This window comes from Streptomyces sp. NPDC096046 (assembly GCF_040303285.1).
Classification (GTDB): domain Bacteria; phylum Actinomycetota; class Actinomycetes; order Streptomycetales; family Streptomycetaceae; genus Streptomyces.
Genome location: NZ_JBEOSZ010000029.1, coordinates 44,813 through 61,533, shown reverse-complemented (window position 1 = coordinate 61,533; position 16,721 = coordinate 44,813). Strand labels below are relative to the sequence as shown.

The 16,721-nt window shown below is 74.2% G+C and carries 8 protein-coding genes; all 8 read left to right on the top strand.

All coding sequences use genetic code 11. The annotated features are described in order from the left end of the window. The first annotated feature begins 8 nt into the window (after nt 1–8). On the top strand, nt 9–4,013 hold the full coding sequence (locus tag ABTX62_RS24110) for an FHA domain-containing protein (protein WP_352118163.1): 4,005 nt from the start codon (nt 9–11) through the stop codon (nt 4,011–4,013). Between the two features lie 167 nt (nt 4,014–4,180). After that, complete coding sequence (locus ABTX62_RS24105; RefSeq protein ID WP_352118138.1) at nt 4,181–5,593, top strand: ABC transporter substrate-binding protein; 1,413 nt, start codon at nt 4,181–4,183, stop codon at nt 5,591–5,593. A gap of 4 nt (nt 5,594–5,597) precedes the next feature. Continuing rightward, complete coding sequence (locus ABTX62_RS24100; RefSeq protein WP_502998003.1) at nt 5,598–6,944, top strand: carbohydrate ABC transporter permease; 1,347 nt, start codon at nt 5,598–5,600, stop codon at nt 6,942–6,944. Then, nucleotides 6,941–7,801, top strand: a complete 861-nt coding sequence (locus tag ABTX62_RS24095) for a carbohydrate ABC transporter permease (protein WP_352118137.1) — start codon at nt 6,941–6,943, stop codon at nt 7,799–7,801. The genes ABTX62_RS24100 and ABTX62_RS24095 overlap by 4 nt, the downstream gene beginning before the upstream one ends. A gap of 142 nt (nt 7,802–7,943) precedes the next feature. Continuing rightward, on the top strand, nt 7,944–10,205 hold the full coding sequence (locus ABTX62_RS24090) for a bifunctional glycosyltransferase/CDP-glycerol:glycerophosphate glycerophosphotransferase (RefSeq protein ID WP_352118136.1): 2,262 nt from the start codon (nt 7,944–7,946) through the stop codon (nt 10,203–10,205). A 157-nt stretch (nt 10,206–10,362) separates the two neighbouring features. Further along, nucleotides 10,363–12,573 (top strand): bifunctional glycosyltransferase/CDP-glycerol:glycerophosphate glycerophosphotransferase, encoded by a 2,211-nt coding sequence (locus tag ABTX62_RS24085; protein WP_352118135.1) that lies wholly within the window; start codon nt 10,363–10,365, stop codon nt 12,571–12,573. A gap of 8 nt (nt 12,574–12,581) precedes the next feature. Beyond that, nucleotides 12,582–14,822: a bifunctional glycosyltransferase/CDP-glycerol:glycerophosphate glycerophosphotransferase gene (locus ABTX62_RS24080; RefSeq protein ID WP_352118134.1), complete on the top strand. Its 2,241-nt coding sequence runs from the start codon at nt 12,582–12,584 to the stop codon at nt 14,820–14,822. Then, nucleotides 14,819–16,654, top strand: coding sequence for an arabinofuranosyltransferase AftB family protein (locus ABTX62_RS24075; RefSeq protein ID WP_352118133.1), 1,836 nt, complete (start codon nt 14,819–14,821; stop codon nt 16,652–16,654). The genes ABTX62_RS24080 and ABTX62_RS24075 overlap by 4 nt, the downstream gene beginning before the upstream one ends. The last annotated feature ends 67 nt before the right edge of the window (nt 16,655–16,721 follow it).

The window sequence follows — 16,721 nt, the reverse complement described above, 5'->3', positions numbered from 1 at the left end:
TGACGGCGATGCAGATCCGGCTGACCGTCGTAGATCCGCTGGGCCCGTCGGCGCCGGCGCGGGACCGCGCCCCGCGCAGCGACGTGCTGGTCACGGCACCCGCCGGTACGGCGCTCGCGGCGGTGGCGTCGGCGCTGGCCCAGGCGGTCCTCGGCGGTGACGGCTCGGGCACACCGGTGCTGTACGCAGGGGAGCAGCGACTGGACGCCCAGCGCTGCACGCTCGGCGAGCCCCCGCTGACCGACGGTGCCGTGCTGTCCGTGGGCGCGCCAGGGGAGCCGGAGCCGCATCCCGAACTGGACGACGCCCCCGCCCAGCTCCAGGTCGTCGCCGGCCCCGACGCCGGCGGCGTCCATCTGCTGCACGGCGGCGAGATCCGCATCGGCCGCTCCGCCGACGCCGACGTGCCGCTGGACGACCCGGACGTCTCCCGGCTGCACTGCGCGGTGACGGTGAGCGCGGACGGCCGTGTCCAGGTCGCCGACCTGGACTCCACGAACGGCACGACGGTGAACGGCACGCGCGTGGGCGGCCGGGCGGTCCCCTTCGCGCCGGGTGCGCTGCTGCGGATCGGCGAATCGGCCCTGCGGCTGGCTCCCGCCGGGGGGCCGGGTGGCCGGGTGGAGACGACTCCGGACGGGGAGGGGCACGTGCGCGTGCCCGAGCCCGCCGAGGGCGGGACGGAATCCCCCGTGTCCCCCGCGCGCGTGGCCGACCCGGGACCCGCCGGGCCCCTCGGGCCCACGCATCTCACTTACGGCTCGGCGGCCGCGGCCTGGGGCGCGCCGAGTTCCTCGGAACACGGCTCCGCCGATCCGGCTGTGGTGCCGGGGCAGGGTGGGGCACCGAGGATCGAGCGCGGGGACGCGGGCGCGGGGTCCGAAGCGCCCCGGGGACGGGACCAGGGCGGCTGGACCCGCCTGCCGGGCAGCGTCGGCGAGGCCGGCTCGGAAGGCAGCGCGAGCCACGTGCCGTCCCGGGGCGCGGGAGGCGCGGCCCGTGGAGGAAGCGACCGGAGCGAAACGCCCTCGCGCGGCGCTGCGGAGGCACCCCACCCGGGACCCCGGAGCCAGATGCCACCCCACGGCACCGGCCACCCGGGAGACAACCCGAGCCAGACCCCCTCGCACGGCACCCCGGACACACCCCACCCGGGACCCCGGAGCCAGATGCCACCCCACGGCACCGGCCACCCGGGAGACAACCGGAGCGAAGCGCCGGGCGTCGGCACGCGCGACGGATCGCGGTCGGGAACGGCCGGTGCCACGCAGGCCGCCTTCGGGACTCACGGCGCACCCACCGGGCAGCAGGCCGCCGCTCGGCGGAGTGCCTTCGCGTCCCCGGCCGAGGCCGCGCGGCAGCGCGACGGGGTCCGGGCCGGGAGCGGCGCCGGGGACACGCATGCGGGTCGTTCCGGCGCCGGGGCGTTCGGCGACGTGGCCCCCGTCCGGCCGACGACGGTGTACGACGCCGGAGTCGCGGACGGTACCGGCCCTCACCCCTGGGGCCCGGACGGGTCGGTCGCCCCCGCTGTTCCCGCCCGTGCCGTGGACCCGGACCTCGTGGACGAGCGGGCCGGCCGGGGACGCAAGGGCACCCCCCTGCGCGGCACCGACGTGCCCCCGGGCACCCGCAGGCGTGGGGGGCTCGGTGCCTGGGCCCGACGGCTGGCCGGAGGGCGTGGCGAGCAGGCGGCGGACCCACCCGAGACGCACGAGGACGAGCCGGCCGCGGTGACGGCGGCGGAGCACCACCCGGTCGTCGTGTCGGCCGCGCCGGAGACCTGGCCGGACCCGGCCACCCTGCTGCTGACGGCGCTGGGGCCGGGGCCCCGGCTGTGGGAGCGCGCCCCCGGTCATCCGGAGGCGCTCGCCGTGCGCCTCGGCACGGCCGACCGTGCGGCGCCGGACGGCTCGGGCCTGCTGCCCGCCGTGCCCGTGACCGCCGGGCTGCGTGAGGTCGGAGCCCTGGGGCTGGCCGGGCCGCGGGCGCGGCTGTCCGGGTTGGCACGCGCGGTGCTGGCCCAGCTCACGGCGCTGCACTCCCCCGACACGCTGGAGATCGTCCTGATCGCCGCGGACCGCGCCCGGTCCCTTGAGGAGCGCACCGCCGAGTGGTCCTGGCTGGGCTGGCTGCCGCACGTCCGCCCGGGGCACGGGCAGGACTGCCGGCTGCTCCTGGCCCACGACCGCGAGCAGGCCGCGGCCCGCACCGACGAGCTCACCCGCCGTCTGGAGGACCACCTCGCGGAGGCGGGTCCGGACGGCGCCGCCGCCGGTCCGCCGGTGGGCGCCCCGGCGCCCGGCGGCGCACAGCCCACGGGTACCGGTCCGTCCCCACACCACTCCGTCCCGGCCCCCCGGCGGCCGTCCTGGGCACGTGACGACGCTTCCGCCGCCGACGTGACCGGCGCTTTCCCGGGCCCGTACACGGTGCTCGTCGTGGACGGCGATCCCGGCGGAGCCGACCTGCGCAAGGCCGTCGCACGGCTGGCGCTGGAGGGCCCCGGGGCCGGGATCCACGTCATCTGCCTGGCCGAGACGGCCGCCGCCTCCCCCGCCTCACCGGTGACGGACACCTACGAGGCGGCCTGCTCGGTGGCACCGACCTTCCGGCAGTGCGGCGCGGTCGCGCTGCTCAGCGGGGACGTGGCGACGGCCCTGCGGCTGATGCGCGTGGCCCGGGCCGGGGGCGAAGGATCGCCGGCGGCGCCCGTCGGGCACGGCGCCATCGCCACCGTCGACGCCGTGTCCGCGGCCTGGGCCGAGCGGTTCGCGCGGGCGCTGGCGCCGCTGCGGACGGACGGCCCGGCGAGCGACCGCCAGCCGCGCGTCTCCGCACCCCTGCCACAGGCGGCCCGGCTGCTCGACGAACTGGGCCTGGCCCGGGCCACCCCGGCCTCGCTGATGGCGCGCTGGGCGGACGCGGCCGACGACACCGACGCGCTGGGCGGACGCGTGCGCGCGGTGCTGGGCGCCGGGCCGCGCGGCCCGGTCTGCGCGGACCTCGCGGCCCAGGGGCCGCATCTGCTGGTCGAGGGCCCGCCGGGCAGCGGCCGTACGGAGCTGCTGCGGGCGATCGTCGCGTCCCTGGCCGCCGCCGAGCGGCCGGACCGCCTCGGCATCGTGCTGGTCGACGGCCGGGGCGGCCCGGGCGCGGGCGGCGGGCACGGCGAGGGACTGCGGGTGTGCACGGACGTACCGCATGTCACCACCCTGCTCATGGCGCACGACCCGGTCCGCATGCGGGAGTTCGCGCAGTCGCTGAGCGCCGAGCTGAAGCGGCGTGCCGAGCTGCTCGGGCGGTCGGACTTCGACGAGTGGCACACCGGGCGTGAGCTGTCGGGCCGTATGGTCACCCAGCGCACGGCGACGGCACGAGGCGGTGCCCCGGCCGAGCCGCCCGCCTCGGGAGGCTCCGGTGACCTCGACTCCCCGTCCAGTTCCACCCTTCGGCTGCGTCCCGGAGCGGCCCGGCGGCAGACGGAGGCGGCCGCGCCCCCGCTCCCCCGGCTCGTCGTGGTCGTCGACGACCTGGACGCGCTGGTGTCCCCGGCGCTCGGCTCGACCGGGCGGCCGGCGGCCGGGTCGGTGATGCGCGCGCTGGAGGCCGTGGCCCGGGAGGGCGAGCGGCTCGGCGTCCATCTCGTCGCGGCCACCGGCCCCTGTCCCCGTACGGCGGAGACCGAACCGGCGCGCCGGGCCACCCTGCGCGTCACGCTCGACGCCCCGGCCCCGGGCCCGGACGAGCCCGCGCCCGGGCGTGGCCGGCTGACCGGGGCGGACGGGCGGGTCACCCCGTTCCAGGGCGGGCGGGTCACCGGCCGGATCCCCCGCACGGCGACGCTGCGCCCCACCGTCGTGCCCCTGGAGTGGCACCGCATGGGTGACCCTCCGGCCCGGCGTCCGGTGCGGGAGCTCGGGAACGGACCGACCGACCTGGCACTGTTGGCCAGCGCGCTGGAAAGGGCGGCACGGGAGGTCGCGGCGGCGAAGGTGCCGTCGCTCCTGTAGCCGGGTACGGCCGTCGGCCCCGCGGCGTCACGGGGCCGCGTCACGAGGGAGTCACGATCCCCCGCTTGACAGCCGACGCCATCTTGCCGCCCCCGCACACCCGGGCGTAGACCAGATCGCACGGGAGCGCGCTCGACGTTCGACGAGGAACGAAGAACGGGGCAGTCATGCGCATGACGAGCAGCACCATCCGGACACGCTGGTCGCCCGAGCGGGACAAGGCGACCCCCCAGCACCGCAGAGCCGCCAAGGCCGCGGCCATCGTCGCCGCGGGAGCGCTCGCGCTCTCGCTCTCCGCCTGCGGAGGCGGCGACAAGGACACCGGTGGAAGCACGGGCGACAGCGAGGAGACCACCAACAGCGTCAACCTTCCGAAGCTGGACGGGACCAGCCTGGAGATCGCCGCCGTGTGGAGCGGCACGGAACAGGCCAACTTCAAGAAGGTCCTCGCGGAGTTCGAAGAACGCACGGGCGCGGAGGTCACGTTCGTGCCCGCCCAGGACCCGATCATCAACTTCATCGGCTCGAAGGTGGCCGGCGGGCAACCGCCGGACATCGTGATGCTGCCGCAGCCGGGCGCCATCAAGCAGGCCGTCGACCGGGGTTGGGCCAAGCCCCTCGGCTCCGACGCCCTCAAGGAGCTCAGCGAGAACTACTCGCAGGGCTGGCAGGACATCGGCAAGGTCGACGGCGAGCAGTACGGCGTCTACTACAAGGCCGCCAACAAGTCGCTGGTCTGGTACAACAACCAGGTCTTCGAGAACGCCGGGGCCGGCGAGCCCGAGACCTGGCCGGATCTGCTCAACACCGCGCAGACGGTCTACGACTCCGGCGTCACCCCGTTCTCCGTCGGCGGCGCCGAGGGCTGGACGCTGACCGACTGGTTCGAGAACGTGTACCTCTCGCAGGCCGGGCCCGAGAAGTACGACCAGCTGGCCAAGCACGAGATCAAGTGGACCGACCCGTCCGTGAAGGACGCGCTGACCACGCTCGCGCAGGTCTGGGGCAAGCCGGACTGGATCGCGGGCGGGGCGAGCGGGGCGTTGCAGACCGACTTCCCGGCGTCCGTCACCCAGGTCTTCACCGGCGGGGACCAGCCCAAGGCCGCCATGGTGGCCGCGGGTGACTTCGCGCAGGTCAACATCCCGAAGGACATGAAGATCGGCACGGACGCGAAGGTGTTCCCGTTCCCGGCGGTCGGTGACAACGGTCCGGTGGTCTCGGGCGGCGACGCTGCCGTGATCCTTCAGGACTCGAAGGGGTCGCAGGCACTGGCCACCTGGCTCGCCTCGCCGGACGCGGCGCAGATCCAGGCCGAGCTGGGCGGCTACCTCTCGCCGAACAAGAACGTGCCGAACTCCGCGTACCCGAACGCGGTGCAGCAGAGGATCGCCAAGGCGCTCATCGACGCCGGTGACGACTTCCGCTTCGACATGTCCGACCAGGCCCCGCAGGCGTTCGGCGGGACACCCGGCAAGGGCGAGTGGAAGATCCTCCAGGACTTCCTGAAGAACCCCGAGGACATCGCGGGCACGCAGGCGAAGCTGGAGGCCGAAGCGGCCGCGGCGTACGGGAACTGACGTCATGACGTCGCTGACGGCGGCAGGGAGCTCCAAGCCCCCTGCCGCTCCCAAGTCGCGCAAGAGTGTGACCGGCACCCGCAGGACCGTCGCGGCGCTGTTCCTGCTGCCCGCGCTCGTCCTGCTCGGCGCGCTCGTGGTGTACCCGATCGGGTACTCGGTCGTGCGCAGTTTCTACGACCAGTCCGGTGACGGCTTCGCCGGAATAGACAACTACCAGGCCCTCTTCACCGACGAGGGCATCCGCACCGCGCTGAAGAACAACGTCATCTGGGTGGTGTTCGCGCCGACGGTCGCCACCGCCCTCGGACTGATCTTCGCGGTGCTGACCGAACGGGTGCGCTGGGGTACGGCGTTCAAGCTGGTCGTCTTCATGCCGATGGCGATCTCGATGCTGGCGGCGGGCATCATCTTCCGCCTGGTGTACGACCAGGACCCGGACAAGGGTGTGGCGAACGCGGTGTGGGTGGGCGTGCACGACACGTTCTCCCAGGCGTCGGCCTTCCCGAAGGCCCACCCGGGCCGGGACTCGCCGCTGGAGCCGGCCGGCGGCGGCGCGTTCATCACCACGTCGCCCGTGCGCACCGGCGAGGCGGTCTCACTGCCCCTGGTGGGTGTGGCGCCCGACCTGATGCCGGACGGCGCGAAGGCCGCCGCGGCGCCGAAACCGGAGCCGGACAAGATCACCGGGACGACCTGGCAGGACTTCACGCGCGGCAAGGGCGTCGGCGAGCTCAACAGCGTCGACCCGGCCGAAGTCGGCTATGCCGGCATGAAGATCGAGGCCGTGAAGGACGGCAGGGTGGTGGCGTCGGCGACGGCCGCCGGCGACGGCACCTTCACCCTGCCCGCCGCGGCCGACGGGGCCCTGCTGCGGCTCCCGGCGAGCAACTTCGAGGAGCCGTACAACGGCCTGGACTGGCTCGGCCCGTCCCTGGTCACCCCGTCCATCATCGGCGCGTACATCTGGATGTGGGCGGGCTTCGCGATGGTGCTGATCGCGGCCGGGCTCGCGGGGGTGCCCCGGGAACTGCTGGAGGCCGCCCGGGTCGACGGCGCGACCGAGTGGCAGGTGTTCAGACGGGTCACGGTGCCGCTGCTGGCGCCGGTCCTCGCGGTCGTCGCCGTCACCCTGATGATCAATGTGCTGAAGATCTTCGACCTGGTCTTCATCATCGCGCCGGGATCCGCCCAGGACGACGCGAACGTCCTCGCGCTGGAGCTGTACCGCAAGGGCTTCTCCGAGAACCAGCCGGGCATCGCCAGCGCCATCTCGGTGTTCCTGCTGCTGCTCGTGATCCCCGTGATGTGGTTCAACGTACGCAGGCTCAGGCGGGAGGTGCGGCGATGAAGGCCAGGCAGTCGCTGGGGTCGCGGCTCGCCGAGGGGGTCGGCGGCGGGCTGGTGCGGGTGTTCCTCATCGTGGTCGGCCTGTTCTGGCTGGTGCCGACGATCGGTCTGCTGCTGGCCAGTCTCCGTTCGGCGGAGGACATCGCGGCGAGCGGCTGGTGGACCGTGTTCACCGAGCCCGCGCAGATAACCTTCGACAGCTACACGAAGCTGCTGGAGAACGACGACATCACCGGCAGCCTGCTGAACACGGTGTGGATCACCGTCCCGGCGACCCTGCTGGTCGTGATCATCGGCTCGCTGGCGGGCTACGCCTTCGCCTGGATGGAGTTCCCGGGCCGGGACTGGTGGTTCCTGGGCGTGGTCGGCCTGTTGGTCGTGCCGGTGCAGGTCGCGCTGATCCCGATCGCCGAACTCTTCGGCAAGATCGGCGTCTTCGGCTCGGTGATCGGCGTGGTGCTGTTCCACGTCGGTTTCGGCCTGCCGTTCGCGGTGTTCCTGCTGCGGAACTTCTTCGCGGAGATCCCGCGCGAGCTGCTGGAGGCGGCGCGGCTGGACGGCGCGGGTGAACTGCGTCTGTTCTTCCGTGTCGTGATGCCGCTCGGCGGACCGGCGATCGCGGCGCTCGGCATCTTCCAGTTCCTGTGGGTGTGGAACGACATGCTGGTCGCGCTGATCTTCTCGGACTCCGGGAGCCAGCCGATCACGGTCGCGCTGCAGACGCAGGTACGGCAGTTCGGCAACAACATCGACGTGCTGGCACCCGGCGCGTTCATCTCCATGGTGGTCCCGCTGGCCGTCTTCTTCGCGTTCCAGCGGCAGTTCGTGTCCGGAGTCATGGCGGGCGCGGTCAAGTAGCGCTCACAGCACGGTAGTCGAAGGGGCGGGCCGGGGACGGCCCGCCCCTTCCGCGTTACCCCGGATGCCGTAGTCGGCGTAACCAAGTCGGCGCACCGGCCGTTCCCGGGCCGAACGCCCGCGCCGACCGATGGATGGCCTCTTGCCCAGGTTCAGTGTCATTGTCCCCGCGTACCAGGTTCAGGCGTACCTGCACGAGTGCCTGGAGTCGGTGCTCTCCCAGTCCTGTCCCGATCTGGAACTGATCGTCGTCGACGACTGCTCGCCGGACGCGTGCGGCGCGATCACCGACGAGTTCGCCGCCCGCGACGCGCGCGTACGCCCCGTCCACCTGCCGGAGAACGTCGGACTGGGCCGCGCGAGAAACGCCGGCGTGGCGCGCGCGAGCGGCGACTACCTGCTGTTCCTCGACGGCGACGACACCCTCACGCCCGACGCGCTGCGGTCGATCGCCGACCGGCTGAAGGAGACGGGCGAGCCGGACGTGCTGGTCTTCGACTACGCGCGCAGCTACTGGACGGGGGAGGCCATCCGCAACCAGGCGGCCCTGCAGCTGACCGAGCAGGGCCCGGCGCCGTTCCGCCTGGAGGACCGGCCGGGCCTGCTGCGGCTGCTGATGGTCGCCTGGAACAAGGCCTACCGGCGGGAGTTCGTCGAACGGGAGGGGTTCGTCTTCCCGCCCGGCGTCTACGAGGACACGCCGTGGACCTATCCGGTGCTGATGACCGCCGAGTCGATCACGACTCTCGACCGGGTCTGCGTGCACTACCGGCAGCGGCGGCGGGGCAGCATCCTGCGCACCACCGGCGAACGGCACTTCGATGTCTTCGAGCAGTACGACCGGGTCTTCGCCTACCTCGACGAGCGCCCCGAACTGGCCCAGTGGCGGTCGGTGTTGTTCCGCCGCATGGTGCACCACCTGGCGATCGTGTACTCCCGGCGGGACCGGCTGCCCCCGGGCTCGCGCGCCGACTTCCTGCGCCGGGCCCGCGCCCACTACCGCCGCTACCGCACCCCGGGTGCCCCCATCCCCCTGCGCTGCCGGATCCACCACGTGCTGATCCGCTTCGGCCTGCACCGTACCTACCGCACCCTCCAGTTCGCGTCGGCCGGGCACCGCGCCGCCGCCAAGGCCGTCGGGAAGCTGGCGCGAGGCCTGCGGTCGGCCGCCCTCAGGACCCATTACCGCGTCCAGCGCTGCCTGCCGCTGCGTGCCGACCGTGCCGTCTTCGCCGCGTACGAGGGACGCGGCCACGGTTGCAATCCGGGCGCGCTGGAGGCCGCGTTCCGCGAGTTCGCGCCGCACGTCCGCACGTCCTGGATCGCCCGCCGCGAGCACCACCACACGATCCCGCCCGGCCCGCGCCGCCTCGTCCCCGGGACGGCCGCCTACTGGACGGCGCTCGCCCGCTCCCGGTACCTGGTCAGCAACACCGGCTTCGACGACCGTCTGGCCAAGCGCCGGGGCCAGGTCCTGATCCAGACCGGGCACGGCACCCCGCTGGGGCACATCGGCCTCGACCTCCAGGAGCGCCCCGCGGCGGCCCGCGGCCGGGACTTCGCACGGCTGCTGAAGGACGTCGACCGCTGGGACTACGTGCTGTCCGCCAACCGCCACACCACGCTGACCCACGAACGCGTCCACCCCGGCCGCTACACCACGCTGGAGTACGGCTACCCCCGCAACGACGTGTTCCGGACGGCGACCGGGGCCGACGTGGCCCGGCTGCGCGCCTCCCTCGGCGTCCCCCGGGGCGCGGTGGCGATCCTGTACGCGCCGACCCACCGCGACTACCGCCGCTCCCAGCGCCACCCCCTCGACCTGCAGCGGATCGCGCGGCGCCTCGGCCCGCGCTTCGTCGTCCTGGCCCGCGCCCACCACGCCTACGACGCCCCCCTGACCACCACCTGCGGCCGGGTCGTCGACGTCAGCGACCATCCGAGCGTGGAGTCGCTCTGCCTGGCGTCGGACGCCCTGGTCACGGACTACTCGTCGCTGATGTTCGACTACGCCAACCTGGACCGGCCGATCGTGATCCACGCCGACGACTGGGAGGCGTACGACGCCGCCCGGGGCACGTACTTCGACGTGCGCGAGGCCCCGCCGGGCGCGGTCGCACGCGGCGAGGACGAACTGATCGACATCTTCGCCACCGGTCACTGGCGCGGCTCCCGCTCGGCCCAGCTGCGGACGGCGTTCCGCGAGCGGTTCTGCACCTGGGACGACGGCCGGGCCGCCGAGCGGGTGGTGCGCCGGGTGGTGCTCGGGGAGTCGGAGCTGCCGCCGGTCGTGCCGCTCGGCGAGCGCCGTCCGGTGCCCTCGGCGGCGGCCTCGCTGGTCCGTGAGCCGCTCACCACGGTGTCGCTGCCGACCGGTCCCCTCGCCGTCACCGACAGCCTCTGACCACGGTTCTCACTCGGGGAGTCCGCTTGCCCTCCAGCCCGTCGCGGCCGACACCCAGCCGGCCGCCCTCCTGCCGTCCGTCCGGGCGGCCGGGACGCCCGCGCATCGCGTGAGACGGCCCACTCCAGCAGACCCGCCTTCTGACAGAAGGAGCAGAATGCCCCGCTTCAGCATCGTCGTCCCGTCCCATGGGGTCGCGGGCCGGCTGTCCCTGGCGCTGGACTCGGTCCTCGCCCAGTCGTTCGGCGACTTCGAGCTGATCCCGGTGTGCGACGCACCCGACGCGCCGGCGGCGGACGTCGTCGCCGGGTACACCGAGCGGGACTCCCGGGTGACGCCGGTGCACTCTCCGCCGTCGGCCGGTCTGGCCGGAGCCCGCAACGCCGGGCTGCGGTCGGCGGTCGGCGGCCATGTGCTGTTCCTCGACGGCGACGACGTCCTGGTCCCAGGGGCACTGGCGGCGCTGGACGCCCGGCTGGCCGAGGCCGGTGACGCGGACGCCCCGGTGGACGTCCTGTACTTCGAGCACGAGCGCACCCCCTGGTGGGAGGGCGAGCCGACCAACCCCCTCGCCCCCCTGCTGGCCAGGACGCCGGACGGGGCCTTCTCCCCCGGCCGGGCCCCGTGGCTGACGGGCGTGGCACTCCCGGCGTGGAGCGCGGTCTACCGCCGGGCCTTCCTCACCGAGCAGGGCATCGCCTTCCCCGGGGACCACTTCACCGACGTCGGCTTCGGCGGTCTTGTCACCCTGCGGGCGGAGCGGGTGGCGGCCCTGCGCGCGGTCGTCGTCCGGCATCTGCTGCGCCGGCAGGGAAACCGCCTCAACCTCCCCGGCGAGCACCACACCGAGCTGCTCGACCAGACCGAGCTGGTGCTGACGCGGGCCGTGGAGCAGGGGCTTCCGGCAGACCGGCTGACGCCGCTGTTCGAGCAGCTCTTCGCCGCCGTGCTGAAGACGGCCGCCCGTCCGCGGCGGCTGGCGTCCGGCCGCCGCGCCTTCTTCCGGCGGGCGAGCGCGCTCTACCGGCGGCACCGGCCCACCGGCCACCGGGCGCCCGGCGGGAGCCTCGGCGTCCAGCACCGGCTGCTCGCCTCCGGGTCGTACACGGCCTTCCACGCCCTGCGCGCCGCCAACCGGAGTGCGCTGCGGGCCGCCGGGCTGCTCCCCCGCCCCCGGGGGCTGCGCACCCGGCTGCGGTACGCGGTGCACCTGCGCCTCCCGCTCGACCGGAACCTCGTCGTGTACTGCGCGTACTGGGGCCGCGGCTACGCCTGCAATCCGGCGGCGATCCACGCCAAGGCCCGCGAGCTCGCCCCGCACCTGCGCGCGGTGTTCCTGGTGGAGCCGGAGGCGGTGGGCAGCCTGCCGCCGGACGTGGAGTACGCGGTGATCGGCAGCCGGAAGTACTGGGAGGTGCTGGCCCGCGCCGGGTACCTGGTCAACAACGCCAACTTCGCGGACGCCGTGGTCAAGCGCCCCGGCAGCGTCCACCTCCAGACGCAGCACGGCACGCCGCTGAAGACGATGGGCGCCGACCAGGCGACCTACCCCGTGGTGGCCGCGGCGACCGGCAGCTTCGCCAGGCTGCTGGCCCGGGTGGACCGCTGGGACTACAACCTCACCTCCAACCGGCACTCCACCGAGATGTGGGAGCGGGCGTTCCCGAGCGCCCACGAGACCCTCGAGTACGGCTATCCGCGCAACGACGTCTACTGCACGGCGTCCGCCGAGGACGTCATCCGCGTCCGCAAGGAACTGGGCGTCCCCGACGGCAAGAAGGCCCTGCTCTACGCGCCCACCCACCGCGACTACGCCACCGGCTTCGAGACGGGCCCGGACCTGGCGGAGTTCTGCGAGGCGATCGGCGACGACTACGTGGTGCTGCTGCGCGCCCACTACTTCTACGACCAGGGGTCGAGCAGGGGCGGCGGCCGGATCATCGACGTCACCGGGCACCGCTCGTCGGAGGACGTGTGCCTGGCCTCGGACGCGCTGATCACCGACTACTCGTCGATCATGTTCGACTACGCCAACCTGGACCGGCCGATCGTCGTGTACGCCGACGACTGGGACGTCTACCGGGAGACCCGCGGCGTCTACTTCGACCTGATGCGGCAGCCGCCCGGCCGGGTGGCCCGTACGCCCGGGGAACTGGCGGCCCTCTTCCGCGACGGCTCCTACGCCGACGCGTCCGCCGCGGCCCTGCGGGCCGCGTTCCGGGAGCGCTTCTGCCAGTTCGACGACGGGCGCGCCGCCGAACGTGTGGTGCGCCGGGTGCTGCTGGGGGAGCCGCCCGAGTCGATCCCGCCCGTGACCCCGCTCGCGGAGCGCGTCCCGGCCCCCGCCGCCACCCTCGTGAGGAGCTGACCGGAGAAGTGCCCCGCTTCAGCATCATCGTCCCCGTCTACAAGGTGCAGGGCTTCCTGCGCGAGTGTCTCGACTCGGTGCTCGGCCAGTCCTACGGCGACTTCGAGGTGATCGCCGTCGACGATCGGTCGCCCGACGGCAGCGGCGCGATCCTCGACGAGTACGCCGCCCGCGACGCCCGGGTGCGGGTGCTGCACCTGCCCGAGAACGTCGGCCTGGGCCGGGCCCGCAACGCCGGTCTGGAACAGGCGGCCGGCGACTACGTCCTCTTCCTGGACAGCGACGACCTCTACACGCCGGGCCTGCTGGCCGCCGTCGCCGCACGCCTGACGGTGACGGACGACCCGGACATCCTGGTCTTCGACCATGTGCGCACCCACTGGTGGGGCCGGGGCGGGCGCAGCGAGGCGGCGGACCTGCTGGCCTCGGCCGGCCTGGAGACGTTCGGCATCCGGGAGAGCCCGCGGTACCTGAAGCTGTTCCTGGTCGCCTGGAACAAGGCCTACCGGCGGGACTTCTTCCAGGAGCACGGTCTTCGGTACGCGGCGGGGCTGTACGAGGACGCGCCGGTCACCTACCGGTCGATGGTGCTGGCCGGCCGCATCGCCTGTCTGGACCGGATCGGCGTGGAGTACCGGCAGCGCCGGCAAGGGGCGATCACCAAGACCCCGGGGCGTCGGCACTTCGACATCTTCCCGCAGTACGAGGGGCTGTTCGCGTTCCTGGAGCAGCGCTCCGACCTCGACTGGGCGCGGCCGGTGCTGCTGGAGCGGGCGCTGGACCACATGCTGTTCGTGCTCGCCCGCGAGGACCGGGTGCGGCCCGCGGACCGGGGCGACTTCTACCGGGAGATCCGTTCCTTCCACCGCCGTCACCTCCCGGTGGGCGGTTTCCCGCAGCCGGACGGCTGGCGCGGGATCGAGATGCGGCTGCTGGCCTCGGCGCCCTACGCGTCGTACGCGGCGGTGCGCGGGCTGCGGGATCTGCGTGCGTCCGCCGTGGGCGGGCAGCGGCGGGTGGCGAGGAAGGCGTCGGAGACGGCCCTGCGCGGCTGGTACGCGGCCCAGTCGAAGCGCCCCCTGGATCCGCGTCTCGCCGTCTACTCGACGACCCACCACCGGGGTGTGTCCGGTGACCCCGCGGCGATCTACGAGAAGGCGCGCGAGATCGCCCCGCACATCCGGGGCGTGTGGGTGGTCCGGGAGGACGCGGTGGAGGCGCTGCCGCCCGGCGTGGACCATGTGACGCCGGGATCGCGGCGCTACCACGAGGTCATGGCGCGGGCCACGTTCTGGGTGAACGACGTCAACTGGCCCGGCACCCTGGCCAAGCGGCCCGGCAGCGTCCACCTCCACACCCACCAGGGCACCCCGCTCAAGTACATGGGCGCCGACCTGCTGACCAAGCCGGGCGCCCGGCACGGCTTCGACGTGCCGCAGATGCTGCGCCGGGCCGACCGCTGGGACTACAGCCTGGTCGCGGGGCGGTACGCGGAACGGGCCTGGGAGCGGGCCTATCCGTGCCACTTCACCTCACTGCGGACCGGCAGCCCGCGCAACGACGTGCTGGTCGGCGCGGGGCCCGAGCGGGGCCGGGAGGTGCGCGAGCGGCTCGGCATCCCTGCCGGTGACACCGTCGTGCTGTACGCGCCGACCCGGCGCGACTACCGGCGGGGCGGCCACGTCGAGCGCTTCGACCCGGGCCGGTTCGCCGAGGACCTGGGCCCCGGGCACACGCTGGTCGTCCGGCTGCACCCGTCGCTGGCGTCGGGCGTCGCGCGGGGCCTCGGCCTGGCCGATCTGCACCGGCGGGGGGTGCTGGTGGACGCGACCGACGAGCCGCACGTCGAGGACCTGATGCTCGCCTCCGACGCGCTGGTCACCGACTACTCCGCCCTGATGTTCGACTACGTCCTGCTGGACCGGCCGATCGTCGTCCACGCCGACGACTGGGGCGCGTTCGCGGCCGCCCGGGGTGCCTACTTCGACATCACGGCCGACGCGCCGGGCCATGTGTCCCGCTCGTACCGGGAGCTGGCCTGGCTGTTCGCGTCCGGCACCTGGCAGGACGCGGAGGCGGCGCGGCTGCGCTCCGGCTTCCGGGAGCGCTACTGCGAGTTCGAGGACGGGCGGGCCGCCGAGCGGGTCGTCCGGCTGCTGATGCTGGGCGAGCGGGGGGGCGCGCTGCTGCCCACGGCCCGCCGGACCGAGGGCGTCCGCACCCGACCCGAGGCGCTGATCGAGAGATGAGAACTCCCGCGACCCCCGAGGCCGCCCCCTCCCTGCCCGGCCAGCGGGCCGCCCCGGCCCGGCCGCCCGCCGCCGAGCGGCTGCCGTGGGTGCGCGGGTGGCACGCGGCCCTGGTGGCCGTGCCCACCGCGGCCCTGTTCCTGCTGGGCTACCGGCGCCGCTGGATCTGCGACGACGGGCTCATCTACCTGCGCCCGGTGCGGCAGATCCTGGCGGGCAACGGGCCGGTGTTCAACGTCGGGGAGCGGGCGGAGAGTTCGACCGGCACCCTGTGGCAGTGGCTGCTCGTGCTCGCCACCCGGGTCACCGGGGAGGACCCCGCGTTCCTCGCGGTCGGTCTCGGTCTGGTGCTGAGCACGGCCGGGTTCGCGTGCGCCCTGCTCGCCACCTGCCGGCTGCACCGGGGCGCGGAGGCGCTGCTCCCGGCGGGCGTGTTCGTGCTGCTGGCCGTGCCGCCGTTCTGGTCGTACATGACCTCGGGTCTGGAGAGCGGCCTCGGCGCCTTCTGGACCGGCCTGTCGTGGTGGCTGCTGACGCGGACCCGGCGCGGTCAGGAGGCCCGGGAGACGTATCCCGCCGCCTTCGTGTTCGGGCTGGGTCCGCTGGTCCGCCCCGATCTGGCGGTGGTGACGGTGTGTTTCCTGGCGGCGCAGTGGTGGGTGCTGCGCCCCTCCCGGCGGGGCACGGCGGCGATGCTGGCCTCGGCGGGAGCGGTGCCGCTGGCGTACGAGGTGTTCCGGGCGGGGTACTACGGGATCCTGGTGCCGCTGCCGGCCATCGCCAAGGAGGCGAGTGCCAGCGACTGGAGCCGGGGCGCCGGGTACGTGCAGGAGACGCTCGGGCCCTACTGGCTGTGGCCCGTCGTTCCCGTGCTCGGGGTGCTGGCGGCCCTGCTGGTGCGCCGGGCGCGGCGGCAGCGGCGGGAGCGCGCCCCGCGCCGGGTCTCCCTCGCGGTGCTGCTGGCGCCGCTCGCGGCGGGTCTGCTGCTGGCCGGGTACGTCGTCCGGGTCGGCGGCGACTACATGCACGCCCGCATGATCCTTCCGGCCCTGCTCCTGCTGCTCCTGCCGGTGCTGGTCGTGCCCGCGACCAGGTTCACGGGCGTGGTGAGCGCGCTGCTGGCGGTGTGGCTGTGCGCGGCCGTCAGTCCGCTGCGGACGCCGTTCGACGTGCGCAGCACGCCCGGCTCGTTCAACGTGCGCAGCTCCGACGTGGAAGGCCTCGGCGACCACAACCCGGTGCGCACCGCCACCTGGGTGGCCAACTGGCCCGCCCTGCCGGAGGGGCGCGCCATGCTGGCGCGGGCCGAGCGCGCGTCCGGGCCGACGCTGCTCTACTTCGACGCCGCGCGGCGGCTGCACGCCACACCGGCGCGCGCGGACTCCCCGTACCGGGTGGTGATCGTGGGACGTCACCTGGGAGTGACGGGGGCCGCGGCGCCGCTGGACGCCTACGTCAACGACGCCTGGGGGCTGGCCAGCCCGATCGGCGCGCATCTGGCGCTGGAGCGGTGGAGCTGGCCCGGGCACGAGAAGTTCCTGCGCAACCACTGGGTCTTCGCCGAGTGGGCGGCGGAGCACCCGCCGCGGCGCGACCTGCTGCGGGCCGGGGCTCCCCGGGAGGCGGTCGAGGCGGCCCGGGCCGCGCTGGGCTGCGGGGAACTCGCCGAGCTGAGGGAGTCCGTGCGCGCGCCCCTCACCGCCGAGCGGTTCTGGCGGAACCTCACCGGGGCGGTCGAGCGGACGCGGTTCCGTTTCGCGCGCTGGCCGGCGGCGGCGCAGCAGGTGTTGTGCGAGCGACCGGCAGGTGGGCGTAGTGGCCTCACCCGATGAAGTGACCCGAGGTCAGGGCGGGCGGAGGGGCGGGAACATTCGGCGCATGCCCCAGACCTCCTCCCCC

What these genes read in the sequence shown, in the direction of transcription:
- ABTX62_RS24110 (WP_352118163.1), top strand. Translation starts at nt 9, where the DNA reads ATGCAGATCCGGCTGACCGTCGTAGATCCGCTGGGCCCGTCGGCGCCG.
- ABTX62_RS24075 (WP_352118133.1), top strand. Translation starts at nt 14,819, where the DNA reads ATGAGAACTCCCGCGACCCCCGAGGCCGCCCCCTCCCTGCCCGGCCAG.
- ABTX62_RS24095 (WP_352118137.1), top strand. Translation starts at nt 6,941, where the DNA reads ATGAAGGCCAGGCAGTCGCTGGGGTCGCGGCTCGCCGAGGGGGTCGGC.
- ABTX62_RS24100 (WP_502998003.1), top strand. Translation starts at nt 5,598, where the DNA reads ATGACGTCGCTGACGGCGGCAGGGAGCTCCAAGCCCCCTGCCGCTCCC.
- ABTX62_RS24105 (WP_352118138.1), top strand. Translation starts at nt 4,181, where the DNA reads ATGCGCATGACGAGCAGCACCATCCGGACACGCTGGTCGCCCGAGCGG.
- ABTX62_RS24085 (WP_352118135.1), top strand. Translation starts at nt 10,363, where the DNA reads ATGCCCCGCTTCAGCATCGTCGTCCCGTCCCATGGGGTCGCGGGCCGG.